Genomic DNA, 22,021 nt, shown 5'->3' on the forward strand with positions numbered 1-22,021 from the left:
TCGAGGTCCGTAGATCGCGAACACAGACGAAGGATTCCGGAGGGGCATGGAGGAGCGGCGTTCATTCGATCTGGCGGTCATCGCGACCGCCGGCGCGCTGGTGGTGAGCCTGGGATTGGCCGCCGCGTGGGGCGGACCGGACGCCGGGGCGGAGGCGGTCACGGCCGCCGGAAAGGCGGCGGTGATGTTGCCGCCTCCGCAGCCGCCAGTGCTGGCCATCAGCCCGGCGCCGGACGCCAGCGGCGTCGACCCGATCGACGCGGTGGCCGTCCAGGCGAAGGTGGGCTCGCTGGCGGGGGTGTCGATGGTCAACGAGACCGGCACCCCGGTGCCCGGCGCCATGACGCCGGACAACACGACGTGGAAGCCGCACGTGCCGCTGGGGTACGGGCGCACCTACACGCTGACCGTCACCGGCCGCGGCACCGACGCCTCCACATCGACCCACGTGACCCGATTCTCGACGATCATCCCCGAGGAACAGACCGACGTCTCGCTGACCACCACCGCGGGCGCCGACCTCACCGAGGGCGGCACCTACGGCGTCGGCACGGTCGTCGTCGCGCAGTTCGACGAACCGATCGCCGACCGGGCGGCCGCCGAGCGCCGGTTGCACGTCACCACCTCGCCGCCGGTCGAGGGCGCATGGAACTGGGTCAGCGACCGCAAGGCGCACTGGCGGCCGCGCGAGTACTTCCCGTCCGGCACCAAGGTCAGCGTCGCGGCGAACATCTACGGCGCACGCCTCGGTGCGGGGCTCTACGGCTCGCAGGACCGGCGGGTGAACTTCACCATCGGCCCGTCCCACGTCTCGATCGCCGACGACAACACCAAGCAGATCAGCGTGTACGAGAACGGCAAGCTGGTGCGCACCATGCCCACGTCGATGGGCCGTGGTGGCTCGGAGTTCGTGGGCGGCAACGAGATCAAGTTCTGGACCCAGCCCGGCGTGTACACCGTGATGGACAAGGCCGAGATGGTGGTGATGGACTCCTCCACCTACGGGCTGCCGGTGAGCTCCTCGTCCGGTTACCGGCTCGAGGTGCCGTACGCGACCCGCATCAGCCCCGACGGCATCTACCTGCACCAGCTCGAGGACACGGTATGGGCGCAGGGCAACACCAACGTCTCGGCGGGCTGCCTGAACCTGTCTGCCGAACACGCCGAGTGGTTCTACAATTTCTCCCGGCCGGGCGACGTCGTCGAGGTACGCAACACCGGCGGCGAACCGCTGCAGCAGTGGCAGAACGGTGACTGGAGCGTCCCATGGGAACAATGGCGCGACGGCAGTGCGCTGTCGTGACGACGGCGAGCTGAACCCCGTGCAGCAGCGGGGATTCGGCGACCTGGAGGCCGTCGTCATGGACCTGGCGTGGGAGCACGACGCGCCCGTACTGGTGCGTGAGCTCTACGACGAGATCTCGATGCACCGCCCGATCGCCTACACCACCGTGATGTCGACGATGGACAACCTGCACCGCAAGGGCTGGCTGACCCGCGACAAGACGGGCAAGGCCTACCGGTACTGGCCGACGATGACGCGCGCGGAGCGCTCGGCGAAGCTCATGCGCGACGCCCTGGCCTCCGGCGGGGACGCCGACCTGGTGCTCACGTCGTTCCTCGAACAGATGACGCCCGAAGAGGCGGGGCAACTCCGAACGGTGTTGACCCGCTTGGCAAGACGGCGCAAGACGCCATGACCGGCCTGCTGTGCCTGTTGGCCTACGCAGTGGGCGTCAGCGTGTGCGCGCCCGTCGTGCTCGACCGGTTCGGCAGCCGGGGCACCCTGCCGCGGCTGGCGATCGCCGCCTGGATCGCGACGCTGCTGAGCGTGGCGGCCGCCTGGATGCTGGCCACGGTCAGCCTGCTCGCCGGGAACCGGATGCTCGCCGGTGCGCTGGCCGCGGCCGCGGCGGTGGGCGTCGCCGGGCGGTGGCTGCGGCAGATCCGCCGGTTGCGCTCCCGCAGCGATGAACACGCCCATGCCGCCCGCCTGCTGGGCGCCGTCGACCAGGCGACGGGTGCCGTGGTGATCCCGGCCACCGCGCCCGCCGCCTATTGCGTGGCCGGCCGGCCCGACACCGTCGTCGTCACCACCGGGGCGCTGCACGCGCTCGAGCCGCCTCACCTGGCCGCCGTGCTGGCACATGAAGACGCGCACGTGCGCGGCCGGCACCCGCACGCGCTGATCCTGCTGCGCGCCCTGGCCCGGGCGGTGCCGCTGCTCCCGTTGTTCCGGCGCGCGCCTGCGGCGGTGGGCCGCCTGCTCGAGATGCGCGCCGACGACGTCGCGGCGCGCGGACACGGCGCCGCGTCACTGCTCGCCGGGCTGTTGACGGTCGCAGGTCCGGCGCAACCCGTGGCCGGGGCCGTCGGCGCCGCGCACACCGCGGTGCTGGCCCGGGTCCGGCGTCTGGCCCACCCGCCGTCACGGTTCGAGACGTGGTGGCGCTACACCGCGCTGACGGCCACGATCACCGCCGTCGTGGTCGCGCCGCTCCCGATCGCGGCCATCTGCCACGGCTGAGTCACGGCAGCGCCAGCGCCACGCACAGCCCGGCCAGCGCGACCCCCTGCGCGGTCATCCGTACCGGCAGCACCCGCTCCCAACGGGCCTGCAGTCTCCGCACATCCGTGCGCGTCTCGCCGGCCAGCGCTGCCTCGCTGAGCATCCGGTTGAGCGGCGCACTGATCCGCAGGAACACCCACAGCCACACCAGGAGTGCGAGCACCGCGACGGCCGCCGCGGCGGCGGCCGGGGTACGGCCGGTGAGCGCGGCGGCGCCGCCGGTGAGGACCGCGGCCAGCAGGCCGGTCGCGAACGGGACCGGCAGACGCCGGTCGCCGAAGTGGTGGATGCGGCCGATGACGTCCCCGAGCGTCCGGTCGTCCACACCGGCGAGCACCGGACGCAGGACCAGGAACGCGAACATCTCGCAGCCGTACACCACGGCACCGCCGAGGACCGCGATGGTCGCCAGCACGTCGGTCACCACACCCATCGCCTCACCGTAGTCGGCGCTCAGGGGCCGGAGAACCCCGCCTCGCGCAGGATGTCCTGACCGGCCGGGCCGGTGACCACGTCGACGAATTGTTCTGCCAGCCCCGGTTTCTCGGCCTGTTCGAGCACCGCGATCGGGTAGGTGTTGACCGCGCCGGCGGCTTCACCGAACGCGACGGCGCTCACCGCGTCGCCGGCGCCGAGCGCGTCGGTGACGTACACCAGCCCCGCGTCGGCCTGACCGCTGGTGACCTTGTTGAGCACATCGGTGACCGACGACTCTTCGCTCACCGGACGCAGATCCACCCCGGCGGCGCGCTCGACGGCGGCCGTCGCCCCGCCGCACGGGACCTGCGGTGCGCACACCACCGCGCTGACGCCGGGGCGGGTGAGGTCACGCAGCGTGCGCACCCCGAGCGGGTTGCCCGGCGCCACGGCGATGGTCAGGGTGTTGGAGGCGAAGTCGACGGGCGTCCCGCGCACCAGCCCCGCATCGGTGGCCCGGGCCATGTTGCGAGTGTCGGCGGAGGCGAAGACGTCCGCCGGGGCGCCCTGGGTGAGCTGGGTGACCAGATCCGACGAGCCGGCGAACGAGAACTCCACCGTCACGCCGGGATGGTCGGCCTCGAACCGTTGGCCGATGCGGCGGAACGAATCCTCCAGCGACGCGGCCGCGTACACCGTCACCGTGTCGCCCCCGGGGGCCTGCGGCGCGCACCCGCTCAGCGCCACGGCCAGCATGAGTACGGCGGCGTGGCGGATCACGCCGGCGCCAGAGGGGTTTCGACGATCACCGTGGTGGCCTTGACCACCGCGACGGCCACGCTACCCGGGACGAGGCCGAGGTCGCGAACCGCGTCGGTGCTCATCAGCGACACCACGGTGAAAGGGCCGCACTGCATCTGCACCTGCGACATCACCGCGTCACTGACCACCTCGGTCACCAGACCCGCGAACCGGTTGCGGGCCGAACTCGCGACGCCCAGCGGATCGCTGGGCGCACTGGTGTTCGCCCGGGCGAACGCGGCCAGCGCCGCGCCGTCGATCACCTTGCGGCCGGCGGCGTCGGTCGTGACCGGCAACCGCCCGTCATCGATCCACCGGCGCACGGTGTCATCGCTGACACCGATCAGCTCGGCCGCCTGACGGATCCTCAGCATCGGCATGAGGTGACCTTAGCAACCGCGAATGCGGAACAAAACCGGCCATTCTCAACGCGAATGCGGAGAACTCGGCGTGATGCGCCGCATCCCCCGACCGGAACCGGCACCGCCGGGTACGTTTGCCGGCATGGGTGGGCGCGGTGGAATCTGACGCGATGCACAGTTGCGGGGGTGGCGGCATGCCGGGTCGACGGTCGGTGCGGTGTGCCGGCAGGGTGCCGCGGCGATGACCGAACACCAGCACCACGCCGAGGACGATCCGCGGCTCGGTGCCCTGCTCGACTGGCGCCAGCGTCTGGTCGATTCGGGAGCGGTGTCGGCGCGCACCTTCAAGGAGGCCCACCTGCGCCTGGTGCTGCGGTCCGGGCGCACCGACGTCGAGCAGATCCGCGCGATGCTGCCCGGGTCGGTGTCCGAGCACGCCGAGGACATGGCCCGGGTGCTGGCCGAGTTACCGCCCGGCCCCGCCGCGCCGCCCGACGAGGAGGACGTCACGTCCGCCGCCACACCGGCGGGCCGGCACCGCAGCGAGGACCCGCCCCGCGCGGAGACCGTCGCCCCTCCGCCACTGCCGCGCGAACAACCCCGGTTCGACCCGTCGATCACCGAGACCGACCGGTTCGCCCCGTACGCGGCGATCGACCCGGCCGGTCCGGCGGAGTCCATCACGCTGCACCGGCGTCGCGACACCGGCGCACTGGAACTGCGCTGGCCGCCGTACACCGGCGCCGATGCGGCCGTCGTGCTGTACCGCCTGATCAGCGCCGAGGACGCGCCGCCGCAGTCCCCGGACACCGCCGACGTGCTGGCCGTGACCGTCGCGACGTCGGCCACCGACGACCGGCCGACCGTCGCCGCGGTCCGGCACTTCCAGGTGTGGGCCAACTCCGGGCCGTCGCACGCCGAAGCGCTCGCCGCCCAGCCGGTGCTGCACGCGACCGGCATGCTGATCAGCCGCATCACCGACTTCGTGCTCCGGGAGGATTCCGGACGGGTCATCGGGCAGTACACCGCGCCGCCGGGTGTGAGCGGTGTCTACATCTACCGGATGCCGGCACACGAGGCGCACCGTGACGGACCGCAGTACCGAATCCTTTCCGGGCAGGACAATCTCGGCGGTTTCGTCGACATCGACGCCGAACGCGGCCACCGTTACGTCTACCGTGCCCGCTGCGCCGCGCCGGTCGACGGCGTGCTGCGACTGTCGGAGGCCGCGCAGGGTGACGTCGAGGTGTCGGCGGTGCTGGCGCCGGTCACCGATCTGACCGTCACCGGGTCGAGCGCCGACGCGACGGTCCTCGACCTCGCCTGGACCACGCCGCCCGGCGGCCGCGTTGCGATCTACCGCACCCCGACGGGGCCGAGCGCGGGCGCGGAGGCCGCCGAACTGCCCGAGGACGCCCTCGACCAGGTGGGGCTGCCGCCGGAACTCCGTCTGGCGCAACCCATCACAGAAATTCGCGACGACGGCGGACAGATCCGCACCGCGATGGCCGGGGTCGCCTGGCCGGATCAGTGGAGCCGCGCTTACTTCACCCCCGTCACGCTGATCGGCGGCCGGGCGATGCTCGGCAAGACGTTCTCGACCGTGCGCACCGGCGTGATCCGCGACATCGAACTGGCCGAGTACTGCAACAAGCAGGTGCTCACCTTCGACTGGCCCGACGGCGCCGCGGCCGTCGTCGTCCACCTCGCCCCGAAGGGGCACGACCCGCGCGCCGGCCTGTCCGGGCAGTCCTGGGAGATCACACTCGAGGAGTACGAGAAATACGGCGGCCTGCAACTGTCCGGGCAGCTGCCCGTGCACGGCTGCTCCCTGCACCTGGCGCCGGTGGCATTCACCGGTGGCCGGCGGGTGATGGGCGCGATCGCCGGCGTCGAGTACCAGGGGCTGCTGCGGCTGCAGTACGCGGTGCGCGTCGGGCGCGACGCCGAGGGCCGGCCGTTCACCGCGACGATCGCCGTCCGCTCCGAGTACGACCTGCCCGGGTCGCCGGCCTTCGTGCTGGTCAACAACCCGCACCGGATTCCGCTCAGCGTCCACGACGGCGACCTCGTCGACGTGGCCCCGCTCAACGATCAGGGGCAATTGGCCGCGCCGCCGTCTTTGGAGCTGCGGTGGTCGCAGCTGAGCACCACCGGCGGCAGCGAGCTGTGGGCCGCCAACGTGCGCAACCGGCAGGGCTGGATCCGGTTGTTCGTGAACACCCCGGCCCCGGCCAGCCTGCGCCTCGTGGCGCTGCTCGACCCGCCGGTGGACAACCTGCGGCTCACCACGCCGGTGACGTCATGACGGCGCGCTACGGACAGCTCAGCTACACGTCCTTCGACGCGGGCGCGCACACCGGCGGATGGCAGGTCAAGGAGACCTCGGCGGAGGTGACGCCCGAAGAGGTGCGGATCCTGACCGCGGGGGTGCGCACGGTGTTCCGGGCGGCGCAGCCGCTGCCCGCCTACCCGACACCCGAACAGCTCGAACGCGGCCCCCGCCGGCTGGCCTACGGCCGCCTCGACCGTCAGCGCGCCGCGTACTGGCACACCGTGCCCGCCGGCTCGGACAGCACCGGCCGGCCCGGAAACGTGTTCGCCCACGCGCTGATCGACCGCACGGCCGGTGAGCGGTCCCGCCGGCCCATCGAATGGTGGCGTTCGGACGGTTGGCTGTGCCCCTACGGACCGTTCGCGGTGGCCGCGGCCGCGCTGCCCGCCGACCCGCCCGCGCCCGGTGCGGCGGTGACCCGCGACAGCGTCGTACAGTTCGCGCTCGACCCCGGCGCGTGGCGGCTGGCCACGCTGTTCGGCCTGCTCGACGCCGTCGCCGCGGCGCTGCGCGGCGGCCCGCCGGTGGTGCTCGGCGTGGAGTCGGTGGATTCGGCGGCCCAGTGGATCGGTCTGGTCAGCTTCCTGATGTCACCGGGAACCGCTGCGGCGCTGAACTTCTCGACGTTCGACCGGGCCGACCAGCTGGGCCTGGCGCGGCAGAGCCGCCAGCATCTCACCGCGGTGCCGATCGACGATCTCGAACAGCTGCCCGACGACGTCGTCGCGCTCAGCGAGACCGGCACACTGTCGCTGGGCGAGCTCGGCGAGGTTCCGCACCGTACCGGCGACGGGCAGACGATCGAGGTGACCGCGTGGTCGGTGATGGCGCAGGTGGCCCTGCTCGACGCCGACTCGGCGCACGTGATGCTCGACGACGTCGACCGGTACGCCGCGCAGGTCGCCGACGCCGGGCTGCACCCGGCCTGGCCGATGGCGATGTCGGTGGTGCACCGCGAGCAGTTCGCCGACGCGCTCGCCGAGGCGCACGAGGTGATCACCGCGTATTCCCCACGCGCGGCGGCGGATTCGATGGTGGCCCGCACCGTGGCCGACGTGATGCGCACCGCGCTGGGCGACAGCGCCGCCGACGCCTGGCGGGCGGTGCAGCAGACCAGCGACGGTCCCGCGGCCGACCTCGCCGCGGTGACCTACCTGTCCCGCGCGCTCACCGACGAGCAGTGGTTGGCGCAGCCCGGCCCGGTTCCCGCGCGGCACCGGCGCTTCGAGCACCGTGCCGTACCCCGCGCGCTCCACGACACCATCGGCGGCGCGATGGCCGGGGCCCGGAGCGAGGGCCCCGAGCGGGTGGTGTGCCTGGCTGATCTGCTGCTGCGCTCGGGCGTCCACGACGACCGGGTGGACGCCGCGCTGCGCGCCGATGTGCTTCCCGCGCTGGCGGATTCGGCCGTCGGTCCCGATCTGCTGGATCGGCTGGGCGAGGTGGGGGTGCCGACCCGGCTGGCGCTGGGCGCGATGCTGCTGCGCGACCGTGGCGAGGATCTGCCCGGCGGGGATGTGCTGGACTGGCTGGCCGACGGCATCACCGCGCCCGCACCGGACGAACTGTGGCGCGCCGAACCGTGGGGCGCGGCGTGGACCAGGGCGGCGTTACGGGGTGCCCGCGCCGTGACCGGGGGCGCCGACGATCCGGCGGATCGCTGGGCGGCGCTGTGGTGGCTGCGGGTCAGCGGATCTCCGCGGTTCGCCGACGTGGCGGCCGGTTCGGTGTGGCGGCCGGAGGAACTGCTGGTGGCGGTGGGGGATTCGCCGGTGCCCGGTGCGGCGGCGCTGCGGACGCTGGTCTGCGGCGCGGCGTCGCCTGCGATGGACCGGTTGGCACAGCACGTGCTCGCCGCGAACAACGACGACGTCACGGTCGCGTGCGCAGCGGTGCGGGTGTTGGACCCGCGCACGTGGATCGAGCAGGGATACGCGGACAGCCACCGGCAGGCGTACACCCCGCTGTGGCAGCAGGCCCTAAACACCGTCGGCGCCCAGGTGGCGAATCACCGGTTCGCCGGCCGACTGGTGACTTTCGCGGCGATCGCCGCCTGCGCCGGGCACCCGTACCCCGCCGCCTGCGCCACGCTGGCCGCCGACGCGGCGGTCGCGGCCGACGCGTTCGGGCAGCTGGTGGCGCTGGTCGACGGCTACGTGCTCAACGTGATGTCGGTGCTCGCGGTGGCGGCACTGCGGTGGAGCGACGACGCGGCCGGCGGATCCGACGCCGTCGAGGACGTCATCGGCCGAACCGCTCAGCACGTGCTGACCACCCGCAGCCCGGAGATGATCGACGCCGGTATGGTCGCGGCCACCATGGCCCAGCTGTCCGGTGATCTGAGCGATGCGGCGATCCGCAGGCACCGCAAGACGGTGATGCGGCTGATGACGCGTCGCTTCGAGATGCCCACCGCCCCGGCGATCCGGACCCAGTGGAGCCGTTGACGTGTCGAAATGCCCGCGGTGCTTCTCGGTGTTGGACTCCAACCAGCACCTGTGGACGCTGCCGCCACACGCTGGCGGCACCCGTTACCGCGACGACGTGGCCTCGGCGTACCTGGGGGCGCCCGCCGACTCCGGGCCGCTCTACACCTGGAGTCGGCCGCCCGGATACGCCGGACCGCCGCCGCCGATCACCGAGGCCAGTCAGGCGCTGCAGGGGCCGGCGGTGGAGATCTGCCCGGTGTGCCACTTCATGCTCCCGGACGACTGGCGCAGCGGCCACGCCATCTGCATCGCGATGGCCGGGGCCCGCGCGACCGGAAAGAGCCTCTACATCGGGGTGCTGATCAAACAGCTCGAACTGCTCTGCGAGCACCTCGGGGTGAGCATGCAGCCGGCCACCCGCGCCACCGCGGTGGCGTACACGATGAATTACGAGACGCCGCTGTTCGTGCAGCGCGGTCTGGTGCCACCGACCCCGACGGTGCAGACCCAGGCGTCGCATCAGCGGGAGCCGTTGATCTACGGGATCGGCGTCTGGCACGGGGTGCGGCGCTACCTCGTGCTGCGCGACGTCGCAGGTGAGGACATGGAGTCCGGTGACCTGTACACGCCGCCGTTCCGCTTCTTCGCCAACGCCGACGCGGTGTTCTTCATGTTTGACCCGTTGCGCATCAAGGGGATCCGCGACCAGCTGCACGACCTGCTGCCCGCTCAGGCGTTCAGCGGCAGCGATCCGCGGGCGGTACTCAACAACGTGCTGCACGCCATCGGCCCCGCCCAGCCCAAACTCGCGGTGTTCCTGTCGAAGTTCGACGCCCTGCGCGTGCTGCGCGACGTCGAGGGGTCGGAGTGGAGCCTGATCATGTCGAACGCCGGCGCCGGCTATCTGCGGGATCCGTCGGACAACCCGCAGTACGACGAGAGCGACGGCCAGCTGCTCCACGAGGAGGTGCGCAGCCTGCTGACGCGGCTGCACGGCGGGGCGATCGTCGCGGCCGTCGAGAACCCGTCCACCGGGGCTCGGCTGGCGCACCGGTACTTCGTGGTGTCGGCGCTCGGGGCGCCGCCGAGCGGTAACCGGCTGCACTCGCGCGGTATCGCGCCGTTCCGCTGCGTCGACCCGGTCCGGTGGGTGACGGCGCCGTTCGGCGTGCTGTAGGAGTGTCGCACCCCGTCGGTAGTGTCGAACGCATGTTCGAAGTGGTCGACACCGATCAGGCGGCGCTCATCGCTCAGATCGCCGCGCTGGAGAACCTGAAAGCCAAGGCGGCCGCGGCGCAGGCGCGGGCGACGGCGGCCCTCGATGAACGTCGGCGCGCGGCCGAGGCCGCCGGGATGCCCGCCGCCACGCGCGGCCGCGGGCTGGCCGCGGAGATCGCGCTGGCGCGGCGGGAGTCCCCGAACCGGGGCGGGCGCCACCTCGGCTTCGCCCGCGCCCTGGTGAACGAGATGCCCCACACCCTGGCCGCGCTGGAGTGCGGGGCGCTCTCGGAATGGCGGGCCACCCTGATCGTGCGCGAATCGGCCTGCCTGAGCCTCGCCGACCGCCGCACCCTGGACGCCGAACTGTGCGCCGACCCGGCCGGGCTGGAGGGAAAGGGCGACAAGCGGATCACCGCCGCGGCCAAAGCCATCGCCTACCGCCTCGACCCGCACGCCGTCATCGACCGCGCCGCCCGCGCCCCGGCCGACCGCACGGTCACCATCCGCCCCGCCCCCGACACCATGACCTGGGTGAGCGCACTGCTGCCGGTCGCCCAGGGCGTCGCGGTCTACGCCGCCCTCAAACGAGCGGCTGACACCACCTTCGACGGCCGCTCGCGCGGCCAGGTCATGGCCGACACGCTCGTCGAACGCCTCACCGGCCGGCCCGCCGAGGTCGCGGTGCCGGTCGCGGTCAACCTCGTCCTCACCGACGACGCCCTGCTCGGCGGGACCACCACCCCCGCGACCATCAGCGGATGCGGCCCCATCCCCGCGGTCATCGCCCGCCGCATGGTCGACGCCGCGCTCGGGGATGCGCGGTCGAAGGCGACGCTGCGCCGCGTCTACCGCCATCCGGCTTCGGGGGCGCTGCTGACGATGGAATCCCGGGCCCGGCGCTTCCCCACCGGCTTGGCGGCGTTCCTCGATCTACGCGACCAGACCTGCCGCACCCCCTACTGCGACGCCCCGATCCGCCACCACGATCACGCCGACCCGCATCAGCGCGGCGGCCCCACCAGCGCCCGCAACGGCCTCGGCACCTGCGAAGCCTGCAACTACGCCAAAGAAGCCGACGGCTGGCAGGTCACCACCGACCAGGACGCCGACGGCACCCACCGCGCCACCATCACCACCCCCACCGGAGCCACCTACACCTCCACCGCCCCACCCCTACCCCGCGCAGCGGTCGAACCCGCCGATGACACCGCGCCACCAGAGGCGCACGCCGCGTGACACCCTTTGCTGGGTGGACCGTCGTACCCGGCCGCCTCGGCTAGCATCGCGGGGAGGAACGGGGTAGGGGGTGGACGTGCACGGGTCCGGTGAGCCGCCTGCCGCCCTCTCGATCCGCTGTGGTGATGCCGCCTATACGGTGCAGCCCGCCGATGCGCCCGTGCTGATCGGCCGGGAGATGCCGGCGCAGATCCGCATCAACGACCCGCGGATCTCCCGCATCCACGCCCGGGTCGACGTGCGCGGTGGGCGGTGGGCCGTCTCGGATGCGGGCAGCACCAACGGCATCTACGTCGACGGCAGGCGCGAACAGTCGCTCGACGTCGGTGCCGCCGCCGTCGTGTACCTCGGCCACGCCGACGGCATCCCGGTGGCGTTCGCCGTCGACCGCGCGGCTGCCGCGCCCGCGACCACCGAGATCGCCATCGATGCCGGGATCGCCAGGGCCGGTGCCGCAGTCGTCGAGCGGCGCGAGGAGCTCGGGTACCCACCGCAGCGGCTGGAAGTCGACGGTGTGCTCAGCCGGGAGGTGCTCGCGGCGTTCGAATCCGGGCACGCGTGGCCCGCTGACGACGAACGTGCCCGCCTGGAGACCTACCTCGGCTGGCCGCCGGGCGCCGTCGCCGCGGTGCGTGCGGGCAGCCCGGCACCCGAGGACGAGAGCACCGAGATCCTCTCGGACACCGTGCAGGTCGAGGTCATGGTCGACGCCGTCGAACTCGCGCTCGGCGGCGTCAGGGCGCGGATCGATCAGGCGCCGCCCCGGACCGATCCGGCCTACCCCGGTTACCTGGACACGCTCCTTGGCGACCTGCGCCGGCTCGAGGCGACCGTGCTCAACGCGGGCCGCGCCACCCGGCGCACCGACCTCACCCGGTTGCTCGACGACATCCGCCGCACCCACGACGACCTGAACGCCGCACGAGCCTGACCGTCAGGCCAGCACGCCCCGCAGCACGAGGTCGGTGAGCTCGCGTGCGGCGCTGTCGACATCCCGGATCCGTCGCACGCACACGGCGTACCAGGCGGCGCCGGCGATGACGTCCATGATCGTGTCGGCGCTGACGTCCGGGCGGGCGGTTCCGGCGTCGACGGCCGCGCGGACCCGGTCGGCGAGGTCATGCCGGGCGGCCGCCTCGAGCCGGTCGCGCAGCACCCGCCGGGATTCCCGGTCCGCCCGCAGGTCGTTGAGCAAGCCCGGAATCGCCTCGCGCACAGCGGGATCGGTGTACATCAGCAGCGCGCCACGGCACAGCCGCGCCACTTCGGCGGCGAACTGCTCCTCGGCCGGGTCCGACCCGAGGTCGGGGAACAGCGCCTCGTGGATGAGTTCGGCCTTGGAGTTCCAGCGGCGGTAGATCGCCGGGCGGCTCACCCCGGCGGTGGTCGCGATCAGGTCGATGCTGGTCGCCGCGTAACCGCGCTCGACGAGGAGGCGGCGGGCGGCGGCCAGCACGGCCGCGTCGATCGACGGGTCCCGCTTCGAGCCCAGCCTGCGCCGCGGCACCGGCTCCGCCATTCGCCCTCCTCGGCTGCCGTCCTGTCGATACAGTCTGTCACGACGACTGCAGGAAGGTGGGCGATGACCACGGACCTCGGGCTGGCCGGCGTCGGTGAAGACGGCCGCCACCTCTACACCTGCCCCCTGTGTGAGGCCATGTGCGGGCTGGACATCGAGGTCCGCGACGGGCGGGTGGCCGGCATCCGCGGCAACCGCGACGACACCTGGAGCCGCGGCCACCTCTGCCCCAAGGGCGCCACGCTCGGTGCGGTGCACGAAGATCCGGACCGCATCCGCCGTCCGATGGTCAAGGTCGACGGGCAGTGGCAGGAGGTCGACTGGCACACCGCGTTCCGCCGGTGCACCGAACTGCTCGCGCCGGTGATCGAGCGCCACGGCATCGGCGCGGTCACGGCGTACACCGGCAACCCGCTCGCGCACTCGTTCTCGCTGGCCCGCTACAGCGGTGTGCTGCTCGGGATGTCGGGGATGCCGATCACCTACTCACCGGGCACCGTCGACCAGTGGCCGAAGAACCTGTCGTCGCACCTGATGTACGGCGGCTGGTGGACCTTCCCGGTGCCCGACATCGAACGCACCGATCTGCTCGTCGTGATGGGCGCCAACCCCGCGGCGTCACAGGGTTCGCTGCTCGCCGCGCCCGACATCATGGGAATCATCGACGGTATCCGGCGCCGCGGCACGGTGATCGTCATCGATCCGGTGCGCACCGCCACCGCCGCCCGCGCCGACGAATGGCTGCCCATCACCCCCGGTACCGACGCCGCCCTGCTGCTCGCGGTGGCGCACACGCTGTTCGACGAGGAGCTGGTGTCGGTGGGTGCGCTCGCCGCCCACCTCGACGGTCTCGACACCATGCGCGCGGTCGCCGCCGACTGGCCACCGGAGCGCGTGGCGGTCACCACCGGCATCGCCGCTGACCGCATCCGCGCCCTCGCCCGGCAGCTCGCCACCACGGAGCGCGCCGTCGTCTACGGCCGAATCGGGTTGTGCAATCAGGAGTTCGGCAGCCTCGCGAGCTGGCTGGTCGACGTGGTGAACATCCTGACCGGCCACTTCGACGTCCCCGGCGGGGCGATGTTCCCGCGTGCCGCGGCCTGGTCGATCACCGTGCAACCGCAGCCCGGACTCGAGGACGGCGCACCGGAGTTCGGCCGGTTCCGCACCCGGGTGCGCGGCGCCAAGGAGGTGCTGGGCCAGGTGCCGGTGTCGTGTCTGGCCGAGGAGATCGCCACCCCCGGCGACGGGCAGGTCCGCGCGCTCATCACGATCGCCGGCAACCCGGTGCTGTCCACTCCGGGCGGCCACGTGCTCGACGAGGTACTGCCCGGCCTCGACGCGATGATCGCCGTTGACCTGTGGATCAACGAGACCACTCGGCACGCCGACGTGATCCTGCCGGGGCTCTCCCCGCTCGAACAACCGCACCACGACGACCTCATCCTCAACTTCGCGATCAACAGTGTCGCCAACTACTCCGCTCCGGTGTTCGCGCCGGAGGATCCGGACCGCCCGCACGAGTGGGAGATCCTGATCCGGCTCACCGGGCTGCTCACCGGAACACCCGCCGAGGACGTCGACGTCGCCGCCATCGACGACGGCTTCTTCGACTACCTGGCGTTCACCCAGGGCCTCGTCGGCGCCGAACTCCGCACGCAGTACGCGCACGGCGGACCCGAGCGCATCCTCGACCTGACCCTGCGCACCGGCCCGTTCGGCGACCGCTACGGCGAACGCCCGGACGGGCTGACCCTCGAGAAACTGAAGCGCCAACCCAACGGCCTGAACTTCGGGCCGATGATCCCGCAGGTGCCCGACGTTCTCGGCACCGCCGACCGCAGGATCCGCCTGGCGCCGCAGTACCTGCTCGACGACCTGCCCCGGCTGGCGGCCCGGATCGACCGCGCGCCTGACGAACTCGTGCTGGTGAGCCGGCGGCACCTGCGGTCGAACAACTCGTGGCTGCACAACGTCGGACCGCTGATGAAGGGTCGCGACCGCTGCACGCTGCTGATGCACCCCGCCGATGCGCAGCGATGCGGGGTGCGTGACGGTGATCCCGTCACCGTCACCTCCGGCGCGGGCAGCATCGAGGTGCCGGTCGAGGTGACCGACGCGATCAAACCGGGGGTGGTGTCGATGCCGCACGGGTGGGGGCACGGCAGGCCCGGCACCCGGCTGACCGTCGCCAACGCGTCGCCGGGGGTGAACACCAACGTGCTGTCGCCGCCGACCTTCCTCGACGAACCGTCCGGCAACGGCGCGCTGAACGGCATCCCGGTGACCGTCGCGCCGGTCCGGGCCTGATAGGCATAGATCGTGGGTAAGAACCAACGGGCGACGATCGTCATGTCCGACAGTGAGATCGCCGAGTTCATCGAGCACAGCCGCACCGCGACGCTGGCCACCGTATCGCCCGGCGGCCGGCCACACCTGGTCGCGATGTGGTACGCGCTGCTCGACGGGGAGATCTGGTTCGAGACCAAGGCCAAATCGCAGAAGGCGGTGAACCTGCGCCGCGATCCGACGGTGACCGTGATGATCGAGGACGGCCACACCTACGACACCCTGCGCGGCGTGTCGATCGACGGGCGGGCCGAGATCGTCGACGCGGACCCGGATCTGCTGCTGCGGGTCGGCATCAGCGTGTGGGAGCGCTACACCGGGCCCTACAGCGACGACATGAAACCGTTCGTCGACCAGATGATGAACAACCGCATCGCGGTCCGGGTGGTCCCCGAGCGGATCCGCAGCTGGGACCACCGCAAACTCGGCATGCCACCAATGCCGTTGGGCGGCAGCACCGCCGCATACCTGGAGCAGCCCCGGTGAGTGCGCCGAAACGTCCCGCGCAGCTCGACTCACCGCTGCTGCCGAAGATCTTCAAGGTCGTCGGCAAGGCCCATGTGTGGGTGTACCGGCGCACCGGCGGACGCATCGGCGGCAAGTGGCGGGTCGGTGCGGGATTCCGCAAGCCGGTGCCGACCATGCTGCTCGAGCACCGCGGGCGCAAGTCCGGGAAGGTCTTCGTCACGCCCCTGCTGTACCTGCGCGACGGCGCCGACGTCGTGATCGTGGCCTCGCAGGGCGGGCGGCCCGAACACCCCCAGTGGTACCGCAATGTGGTGGCCGACCCGGACGTGTACATCGAGATCGGTCCGGAGCGCCGGGCCGTGCACGCCGTGGTCGCCGACGCCCGGCAGCGAGAACGCCTGTGGCCGAAGCTGGTCGAGCTCTACGCCGACTTCGACACCTACCAGAGCTGGACCGACCGCGAGATCCCCGTGCTGATCCTGCAGCCGCGTTAGCGGTCCGGCGGCGCAAAACCGGGGTTGGCCAGCGCGGTCGCGGTGGCGCTGCCGATCGGTCCGCGCCGGTCGAACACCGCGGCCACGCCGGTCGCGATCCCGTCGTGGCTGTCGTGTGTGAGCGCGGTCAACCCGATCAGCGGACCGTCGGGCAGCCGGCTCAGCGACAACGTGTAGTCGGCGTTGATGAACGGCAGACCGCCCGACCCGAACCCGGTGAGTGAGCTCGCGACATCCCCGGCCAGCGCCGCCCGGCCGAACGGGGTCAGCGCGGCGCCCTCGACGAGCGGGGTCAGTTCGTGCAGCCACACCGATTTCGGCCCGTCGTGCTGCCAGGCGGCGAGGTCGGTGCTCGGGGCGGGCACCTCGGCACCGTTGCCGTGCACCCACATCAGCGTGGTGCGCCCGCCCGGCGCCGCCTCATGCGGCGGGGCGGGCGGCATCGGGACGGGCGTCGTCCACGCGTCGTCGGGTGGTTGCGGTCCGCGGCGCAGATAGAGGGCGCCGGCGCGGGCGACCGTGGTGCCGTTCTGGATGAGTTCGGCGTCGACCAACCAGAGCCGGCGGCCTCGGCGCACCGTTTCGGTGGTCGCGGCCACCGGCGCCATCGCCACCGGACGCAACAGGTCGACGGTCAGGCGGGACGGGTGCAGATCCGCCGCACCGTCGTCGCGTTGCGCGGCGTCGGCGACGTGGCGTTCGACCAGGTGGGCCAGCAGGCCGCCGACGTAGTTGCCGCTCACCGTCTGACCCCACGGCCCGCGGGCGATGCCGGTCGGCACGAACGTGTCACCGTCGGGCGTGAAATACGCGGCGCGGTCGGTCGAGGTCACCGCGCCGACACTAGCGGGCTTCGGCTACTGCGCGGACAGCCAGCGCTTCACGTCGCGGTCGACAGGATCGACGACGTCGGCGTACTGATCGTGCTTCTCGACGTAGTTGGCGACGAGTTTGCACACCGGCACGATCCGCATCCCCGCCTCGCGCGTGGTGTCCAGCGCCTCGCCGACCAGGATCGTCGCCAGGCCGCGACCCTCGTACTCGCCGTCCACCTCGGTGTGGGTGAAGACGCGCTGGCCGTCGCGGTCGAGGAATTCGGCGAATCCCACGGTGCGCCCCTCGACGGCAATGCTGAACCGGCCGTCCTCGGCGCTGACGGTGGTGGGGGCTCCGGTCTTGTCCGTCGTCACGGCGACTCCTTCTTCAGTGTTCGGTTGGGCCGAGGCCGCAGGGTGGCATTGGGCAGCGGTGGCGCTGGAAGACGGGATACCCCGCCGCGGTAGCCGCTGACCCTGCCGAAGCGGTCCGATTCGGCCTGCCACTGTTCGCGGGCGGCGACGATGTCGGCGTGGCTGCGGCCGACGAAGTTCCACCACATCAACAGCTGCTCACCGAAGGGCGGGCCGCCGAGCAGGATCAGCCGGGCCGGCGTGGCGCCATGGTTGATGACGCTCAGCTGCGCGCAACCGGCGTCCTGCACCGCGAGCTCGCCGGGGCGCAGCGCCATCCCTGCGGCCTCGACGTCGCCGTGGTCCAGCAGCGCGCCGTGTTCGAAGCCGGGATCGACGTCGACGGTGAACTCGGCACCGGCGGGCAGGTCGAGTTGGGCGCCGAGCAGGGGGGTGAAGGTCGGTACGGGGGAGCGCAGACCGGCCAGCTCGCCGAGGAAGACGCGCAGCGTCGCGCCACCGACCGCATGCGGCTGCGGAACGTGATGGGCGAAATCGCGGCCGGTGTCGCGGGCGCCGTCGGGTAGCGCGACCCACAGCTGGACACCGTGCAGCGTATCGGCGAACGGTGTGGACACCTCCGAGTGGCAGATCCCGGCGCCCGCGGTCATCAGGTTGAGCTCACCGGGACGCACGATCGCGTGCACCCCGGCGCTGTCGCGGTGTTCGACCTCGCCGCGAAACAGCCAGCTGACGGTCTGCAGCCCGGTGTGCGGATGCGGAGGCACATCCATCCCCAGCCCGGTGCCCCGCACGTCGTGCGGGCCGTAGTGGTCGACGAAGCACCACGCGCCGATCATGGCGCGCTCGCGCTGGGGCAACGTGCGGCGGACATTGATCGCGCGCGGCCCGCCGAGCGGTACCTCGCGAGGGCGCAGGACGCCGGCGAACGGTGATGCGACACAGGCCACTTCGGCAGGCGCCGGATCGGTGTTGCTCACCGGTCCACCCTACGTTCGCGGTCAGCCCGGCGGCGTCATCGCGGTCCGGATCACGTCGAAGTCGTGATCGTCGATGCGGAACAGGCCGAAGCGAAACCTGTAGCCCCACCGCTGCTTGTTCTCGACGAAGTCGAGACTGTCGATGAGCGGCCGGATCGGCGCCTCGACGCAGTCCAGGAAGTCGACGTTGCGCCGCCACGGCTGGAAGTCCGGCGACATCGCGGCCTGATAGGGCGCGTCGTCGACCACCTGCCCGACGGCGGTGAACGCCTGCAGTGGGGGGCCGTCGGGATGGGTGAGCCGGGGTGAGTAGAAGACGATCCAGTCGCCCCTGGCCAGGCGCCGCAGCGCATCGGGTTTGCCGTGATTGGCCTGCGTGAAGCGGCCCCGCACACCGCGGTCGACGTGGTCACGGCTGGCGGTGTTGATCCAGTTCGTCATACCCGCACGTTAAGCCGGGTTCCCGACAGATCCGCGGCCCTGCGGGCCGGCCTGTGGATGGGCGCCGCGCTGGGGATGAAGCCCGTGCGGCGGCCGCAGCCACTCGAGAAGTCTGGGACGGTGCCGCCATGACGCCTCTCGGCGAGTGGTCGCTCGAAGCGACGATATTGGTTGGGGCCCGGGGCATGCCCGGCACCGTCGCATCATGTAACCGGGCGGGTCGCGGAGATATTCCGGTGCCCGCCACCCCGTCGTCGCCGCTCCGCCGACCCCCCGGGACGGCGGAGCGGCGCGGGTCAGGCCGACTCGGGGAAGACCCGGCGAATCGCGCGGACCGGGTATCCGTTGCGCTCGGCCAGCGAACGCAGCTGCTTGAGCGCGAAGCTCCGGCCGCGACCGGCCTCGGGGATGACGATGCCGGCCCAGAGCCCTTCGGCGCGGGGCAGTTCGACGGCGTCGCGGGCGCACATCCACCGGCGCGGGCAGCCGCGGCAGATGGCCTTGGCCTCTTCGTCGGCCGTGGTGGTCCAGCGCTCCGGATCGCGGGTGCAGGCGCCGACCGGGATCTCGAGGAAGGTCACGTTACTCATGAATCGCTCCTTGGGCCTTGCGCTGCGGTCCAGCGCTGCTGTTGCACCGAAACGTATAGCAAAAACCGTAGCAATGCAACGGTTAGGCGACCGCCGATCGAGTTGGGCGCAGCGATTCCATGGCAATGGCGCAAGAATCTGGGCGGTGAACAGCGGAAACGCAAAGACGCGAGTTTGCAGGTGCAACGGTTTTTCGGACGGCTGCTTCGCGAAACCGCTGCACCCGTCACGCCGACAGGTGTAGCTTCGATACGGATTCACCCGCCCGAACCGGTGCCCTAGCCATAGCGGTGGCATGGTTCGCGGTTACTATTACTCCACCGAGCCGCCGTCGAACCAGCAAGGATGAGCGCCGTCCATGACCAACGCGGAGTCCGTCGACGAGGCGTCCGGTGTCCTGGACGCCGGGGTGGCCCGCGCGGGTGCGGCCGCGGCGGCGCGGCGCCGCGAGCTCGACATCAGCCAGCGCAGCCTGGCCGCCGACGGCATCATCAACGCGGGCGCGCTGATCGCGTTCGAGAAGGGCCGCAGCTGGCCGAGGGAGCGCACGCGGGCAAAGCTCGAAGAAGTTCTGCACTGGCCGCCGGGCACCATCGCCCGACTGCGCCGGGGTGACCCGGCCGGAGCGATCGCGGCCCCCGTCGTGACCCGGGCGGAACCCGTGGCCGCCCCAGCACCGCCATCAGCCGTTCGTCGACCACCGGACCCGAACGCGTCGGACAGCGAGGCGCCGTTGATCGCCCAGGCTGTCACGACAGCGGTCCACAGCCTCGACGTCAGCGCCGACGCGTTGCCGCCCGCCGACCATCCGGACTACATCCCGCGGGTCACCGCCCTCCTGGCCGATCTGCGCCAGCTCGAGGCCGTGGTGACCCGTGCCGCGAGGATCAGCAAAGTCAGCCCGGCACTGATCAAAGTCCTGGGCGCGGTGCGCCGCCGCATCGACGACCTGACCCTGCGTGGCGCCGCCGCGCCGGGCGCCACGCTGGCTCTGCGCCTGTACGCGGCGCGCCGCCGCGCCAACCTCACGATCAGCGAAACGGCGCAGGCAGCGGGCGTCACCGATGACGACATCGCCGGCACGGAGGCGGGCCGGCAGGTGGCCCCCGACACCGCGGAGGCCATCGAGGCGCTGATCGGCGCGCTGGACTGATGTGTCGATCACGCGGTTCTGTCCCCGACAAGCCGTGCCCGGCCTACTACGCTTTCATGCGACAACACTGGCGAATCCACGCGATGGGGGTCTTGAAGTGGTGACGAGGTACGCGGAGATCCGGAGATGACGTGGCCCCCGCCGCCCCCGGCCTCCGACCCGTGGGCCACCGGCTCCGCCCCTGATGACGCCGCGTCGCGCGACGACGGCACCGACCCCGTCGACCAGCACCCCGTCGACCAGCACACCGTGGACCAGCATCCGGCCGAGTCGGTCAGCGGACCGGTCGACGATCCCTTCCGGAACCCGGCCGCCGAGGCCGAGCCGATCTCCCAGCCGGTGAGCGAGGCCGATCCGATGGCGGGCCGCGACGACCATGCCGCGCTACTGGACGCCGGTCACCCCGCCGAACCGCACCACGCGCCGCCGCCACCGCCGGCCGACGACCGGGTCCCGGCGCCGCCGGTGACGGGGTATCCGCCGGCGACGCACGCTCGCCACCCCGACGAGAGTGCCTGGTCGGCGCCCTACCACCCACCACCGGTCATCCCGCGCGCACAGGTCGCGCCGCCGAAGAATCCGCTGCCGATCCGGCTGATCGCGGCCGCGGTCGCGGTCGCGGTCATCGTGCTGCTCGGCGTGGGGATCTGGCTGCTGCTGCCGTCCGGTGACGACGACGGCGCCACAGCCGCCGACACCACCACCGCCTCCCCGACGCGCACCGCCGACCCGCAGGCGCAGGAGCGGCTGAGCAACATCCTGCCGCGGGGCTATTCCGCCGGCGTGTGCGAGATGGGTTCCCCGCCCGACGGCGCGCTGGCCGTGGCGACGTGCGGTCCCAACACCGATCCGGGCGGTCCGCCGTCGGCCACCTACACCGTCGCCGGCGACGACACCGCACTCGACGCGGCGTTCAACGCGGTGATCGAGAACTCGTCGATGGTCAACTGCCCGGGCAACATCCAGTCGCCGGGGCCGTGGCGGCGCAACGCCACCCCGCAGAAGGTCAGCGGCGTGCTGTACTGCGGCCTGCAGAACGACCGCCCGGTGGTGGCATGGACCAACACCGACGAGTCTCTGATCGCGGTGGTGAAGGGCGGTCCGCAGGGACCCGGCCTCGACCAGCTCTACACCTGGTGGAGCTCACACTCCTGAGCCCGCGGTCCTGACGCGGCCCCCACGCAACAGCGGGGCTGACCGCGGCGTGCGCCGCAGGCAGCCCCGCTGGAACGGGTCGTGCGTGGATCAGGGCACCGGGACCGGGGTGGGCGTCGGGAGCGGCGAACCCGCGCTCCCGTGCGGAACGGGCGCCTGCTCGGCGTTGCTCACCGGCATCGGCGCGGGGGCCGGAGCCGCCGGGGCGACCGGGGCGACGGGAGTGCCCGCGCTGGTGCCGGCGGGCACCGGAGCACCGGCCGGAGCCGGGGCGCCCTGCGGCCCGACTGGGATCGGCGTGCCTGAGCTACC

General features: G+C 72.1%; 22 protein-coding genes and 1 pseudogene. 13 read left to right on the forward strand and 10 right to left on the reverse strand.

What is annotated here, in order from left to right:
- The first annotated feature begins 46 nt into the window (after positions 1-46).
- Genes E4P42_RS23465 through E4P42_RS23475 form a run of 3 tightly spaced genes read left to right on the forward strand, consistent with a single transcriptional unit; the run spans position 47 to position 2,527 of the window.
- Positions 47-1,303 (forward strand): Ig-like domain-containing protein, encoded by a 1,257-nt coding sequence (locus tag E4P42_RS23465; protein WP_135128572.1) that lies wholly within the window; start codon positions 47-49, stop codon positions 1,301-1,303.
- 19 nt (positions 1,304-1,322) lie between these two features.
- On the forward strand, positions 1,323-1,700 hold the full coding sequence (locus E4P42_RS23470; protein WP_135128574.1) for a BlaI/MecI/CopY family transcriptional regulator: 378 nt from the start codon (positions 1,323-1,325) through the stop codon (positions 1,698-1,700).
- On the forward strand, positions 1,697-2,527 hold the full coding sequence (locus tag E4P42_RS23475) for a M56 family metallopeptidase (protein ID WP_135128576.1): 831 nt from the start codon (positions 1,697-1,699) through the stop codon (positions 2,525-2,527). The genes E4P42_RS23470 and E4P42_RS23475 overlap by 4 nt, the downstream gene beginning before the upstream one ends.
- 1 nt (position 2,528) lies before the next feature.
- Here E4P42_RS23475 and E4P42_RS23480 read toward each other — a convergent pair whose 3' ends face one another.
- Genes E4P42_RS23480 through E4P42_RS23490 form a run of 3 tightly spaced genes read right to left on the reverse strand, consistent with a single transcriptional unit; the run spans position 2,529 to position 4,167 of the window.
- The gene (locus E4P42_RS23480; protein ID WP_135128578.1) at positions 2,529-3,002 is read right to left on the reverse strand and encodes a DUF1772 domain-containing protein; all 474 of its coding nucleotides are present in this window, start codon (positions 3,000-3,002) and stop codon (positions 2,529-2,531) included.
- A 20-nt stretch (positions 3,003-3,022) separates the two neighbouring features.
- Positions 3,023-3,742, reverse strand: coding sequence for a molybdate ABC transporter substrate-binding protein (gene modA / locus E4P42_RS23485; protein ID WP_135128616.1), 720 nt, complete (start codon positions 3,740-3,742; stop codon positions 3,023-3,025).
- 20 nt (positions 3,743-3,762) lie between these two features.
- Complete coding sequence (locus E4P42_RS23490; RefSeq protein ID WP_135128580.1) at positions 3,763-4,167, reverse strand: molybdopterin-binding protein; 405 nt, start codon at positions 4,165-4,167, stop codon at positions 3,763-3,765.
- A 223-nt stretch (positions 4,168-4,390) separates the two neighbouring features.
- Between E4P42_RS23490 and E4P42_RS23495 the strand changes: the two genes are divergently transcribed.
- The 5 genes from E4P42_RS23495 (at position 4,391) to E4P42_RS23515 (ending at position 12,301) form a co-directional block, all read left to right on the forward strand.
- Positions 4,391-6,457, forward strand: a complete 2,067-nt coding sequence (locus tag E4P42_RS23495; protein ID WP_135128582.1) for a hypothetical protein — start codon at positions 4,391-4,393, stop codon at positions 6,455-6,457.
- On the forward strand, positions 6,454-8,931 hold the full coding sequence (locus tag E4P42_RS23500) for a hypothetical protein (protein ID WP_135128584.1): 2,478 nt from the start codon (positions 6,454-6,456) through the stop codon (positions 8,929-8,931). The genes E4P42_RS23495 and E4P42_RS23500 overlap by 4 nt, the downstream gene beginning before the upstream one ends.
- A 1-nt stretch (position 8,932) precedes the next feature.
- Positions 8,933-10,090: a hypothetical protein gene (locus tag E4P42_RS23505; protein WP_135128586.1), complete on the forward strand. Its 1,158-nt coding sequence runs from the start codon at positions 8,933-8,935 to the stop codon at positions 10,088-10,090.
- A gap of 32 nt (positions 10,091-10,122) precedes the next feature.
- Positions 10,123-11,370, forward strand: coding sequence for an HNH endonuclease signature motif containing protein (locus tag E4P42_RS23510; RefSeq protein WP_135128588.1), 1,248 nt, complete (start codon positions 10,123-10,125; stop codon positions 11,368-11,370).
- A gap of 70 nt (positions 11,371-11,440) precedes the next feature.
- A complete protein-coding gene (locus E4P42_RS23515; RefSeq protein ID WP_135128590.1) occupies positions 11,441-12,301 on the forward strand; it encodes an FHA domain-containing protein in 861 nt (286 codons plus the stop codon).
- Between the two features lie 3 nt (positions 12,302-12,304).
- Here E4P42_RS23515 and E4P42_RS23520 read toward each other — a convergent pair whose 3' ends face one another.
- On the reverse strand, positions 12,305-12,889 hold the full coding sequence (locus tag E4P42_RS23520; protein ID WP_135128592.1) for a TetR/AcrR family transcriptional regulator: 585 nt from the start codon (positions 12,887-12,889) through the stop codon (positions 12,305-12,307).
- A gap of 63 nt (positions 12,890-12,952) precedes the next feature.
- Here E4P42_RS23520 and E4P42_RS23525 point away from each other — a divergent pair, with 63 nt between their 5' ends.
- Genes E4P42_RS23525 through E4P42_RS23535 form a run of 3 tightly spaced genes read left to right on the forward strand, consistent with a single transcriptional unit; the run spans position 12,953 to position 16,200 of the window.
- The gene (locus tag E4P42_RS23525; RefSeq protein ID WP_135128594.1) at positions 12,953-15,199 is read left to right on the forward strand and encodes a molybdopterin-dependent oxidoreductase; all 2,247 of its coding nucleotides are present in this window, start codon (positions 12,953-12,955) and stop codon (positions 15,197-15,199) included.
- A gap of 12 nt (positions 15,200-15,211) precedes the next feature.
- Positions 15,212-15,724, forward strand: coding sequence for a pyridoxamine 5'-phosphate oxidase family protein (locus E4P42_RS23530; RefSeq protein WP_135128596.1), 513 nt, complete (start codon positions 15,212-15,214; stop codon positions 15,722-15,724).
- Positions 15,721-16,200: a nitroreductase family deazaflavin-dependent oxidoreductase gene (locus tag E4P42_RS23535; protein WP_135128598.1), complete on the forward strand. Its 480-nt coding sequence runs from the start codon at positions 15,721-15,723 to the stop codon at positions 16,198-16,200. Before E4P42_RS23530 ends, E4P42_RS23535 begins: the two co-directional genes overlap by 4 nt.
- On the opposite strand, the gene E4P42_RS23540 is transcribed toward E4P42_RS23535, so the two are convergent.
- From E4P42_RS23540 to E4P42_RS23560, 5 genes are all read right to left on the reverse strand, one after another.
- The gene (locus tag E4P42_RS23540; RefSeq protein ID WP_135128600.1) at positions 16,197-17,033 is read right to left on the reverse strand and encodes an acyl-CoA thioesterase domain-containing protein; all 837 of its coding nucleotides are present in this window, start codon (positions 17,031-17,033) and stop codon (positions 16,197-16,199) included. The genes E4P42_RS23535 and E4P42_RS23540 overlap by 4 nt on opposite strands.
- A 24-nt stretch (positions 17,034-17,057) precedes the next feature.
- Positions 17,058-17,390: a GNAT family N-acetyltransferase gene (locus E4P42_RS23545; RefSeq protein ID WP_135128602.1), complete on the reverse strand. Its 333-nt coding sequence runs from the start codon at positions 17,388-17,390 to the stop codon at positions 17,058-17,060.
- Positions 17,387-18,370: a pirin family protein gene (locus E4P42_RS23550; RefSeq protein ID WP_135128604.1), complete on the reverse strand. Its 984-nt coding sequence runs from the start codon at positions 18,368-18,370 to the stop codon at positions 17,387-17,389. Before E4P42_RS23550 ends, E4P42_RS23545 begins: the two co-directional genes overlap by 4 nt.
- 21 nt (positions 18,371-18,391) lie before the next feature.
- Entirely contained in the window at positions 18,392-18,811 is a 420-nt protein-coding gene (locus E4P42_RS23555) for an EVE domain-containing protein (protein ID WP_135128606.1), read from the reverse strand.
- A gap of 296 nt (positions 18,812-19,107) precedes the next feature.
- Complete coding sequence (locus tag E4P42_RS23560) at positions 19,108-19,401, reverse strand: WhiB family transcriptional regulator (RefSeq protein ID WP_135128608.1); 294 nt, start codon at positions 19,399-19,401, stop codon at positions 19,108-19,110.
- Positions 19,402-19,759: 358 nt separating this feature from the next.
- Here E4P42_RS23560 and E4P42_RS23565 point away from each other — a divergent pair, with 358 nt between their 5' ends.
- Positions 19,760-20,554 carry a helix-turn-helix domain-containing protein gene (locus E4P42_RS23565; RefSeq protein WP_135128610.1) on the forward strand — a complete coding sequence of 265 codons (795 nt, stop codon included), beginning with the start codon at positions 19,760-19,762 and terminating at the stop codon, positions 20,552-20,554.
- Between the two features lie 126 nt (positions 20,555-20,680).
- Entirely contained in the window at positions 20,681-21,709 is a 1,029-nt protein-coding gene (locus E4P42_RS23570) for a hypothetical protein (protein ID WP_135128612.1), read from the forward strand.
- A gap of 90 nt (positions 21,710-21,799) precedes the next feature.
- Here E4P42_RS23570 and E4P42_RS27240 read toward each other — a convergent pair.
- Positions 21,800-22,021 (reverse strand): annotated as a pseudogene (locus tag E4P42_RS27240) (phosphopeptide-binding protein); the annotation flags it as partial.

Source organism: Mycobacterium sp. PS03-16 (assembly GCF_004570325.1).
Classification (GTDB): Bacteria; Actinomycetota; Actinomycetes; order Mycobacteriales; family Mycobacteriaceae; genus Mycobacterium.

Bases quoted from the DNA above. Each gene is read 5' to 3' on its own strand.
- E4P42_RS23480 (WP_135128578.1), bottom strand. From the start codon at position 3,002: ATGGGTGTGGTGACCGACGTGCTGGCGACCATCGCGGTCCTCGGCGGT.
- E4P42_RS23490 (WP_135128580.1), bottom strand. From the start codon at position 4,167: ATGCCGATGCTGAGGATCCGTCAGGCGGCCGAGCTGATCGGTGTCAGC.
- E4P42_RS23570 (WP_135128612.1), top strand. From the start codon at position 20,681: ATGACGTGGCCCCCGCCGCCCCCGGCCTCCGACCCGTGGGCCACCGGC.
- E4P42_RS23500 (WP_135128584.1), top strand. From the start codon at position 6,454: ATGACGGCGCGCTACGGACAGCTCAGCTACACGTCCTTCGACGCGGGC.
- E4P42_RS23555 (WP_135128606.1), bottom strand. From the start codon at position 18,811: ATGACGAACTGGATCAACACCGCCAGCCGTGACCACGTCGACCGCGGT.
- E4P42_RS23525 (WP_135128594.1), top strand. From the start codon at position 12,953: ATGACCACGGACCTCGGGCTGGCCGGCGTCGGTGAAGACGGCCGCCAC.
- E4P42_RS23520 (WP_135128592.1), bottom strand. From the start codon at position 12,889: ATGGCGGAGCCGGTGCCGCGGCGCAGGCTGGGCTCGAAGCGGGACCCG.
- E4P42_RS23510 (WP_135128588.1), top strand. From the start codon at position 10,123: ATGTTCGAAGTGGTCGACACCGATCAGGCGGCGCTCATCGCTCAGATC.
- E4P42_RS23465 (WP_135128572.1), top strand. From the start codon at position 47: ATGGAGGAGCGGCGTTCATTCGATCTGGCGGTCATCGCGACCGCCGGC.
- E4P42_RS23565 (WP_135128610.1), top strand. From the start codon at position 19,760: ATGACCAACGCGGAGTCCGTCGACGAGGCGTCCGGTGTCCTGGACGCC.
- E4P42_RS23475 (WP_135128576.1), top strand. From the start codon at position 1,697: ATGACCGGCCTGCTGTGCCTGTTGGCCTACGCAGTGGGCGTCAGCGTG.
- modA (WP_135128616.1), bottom strand. From the start codon at position 3,742: ATGCTGGCCGTGGCGCTGAGCGGGTGCGCGCCGCAGGCCCCCGGGGGC.
- E4P42_RS23495 (WP_135128582.1), top strand. From the start codon at position 4,391: ATGACCGAACACCAGCACCACGCCGAGGACGATCCGCGGCTCGGTGCC.
- E4P42_RS23560 (WP_135128608.1), bottom strand. From the start codon at position 19,401: ATGAGTAACGTGACCTTCCTCGAGATCCCGGTCGGCGCCTGCACCCGC.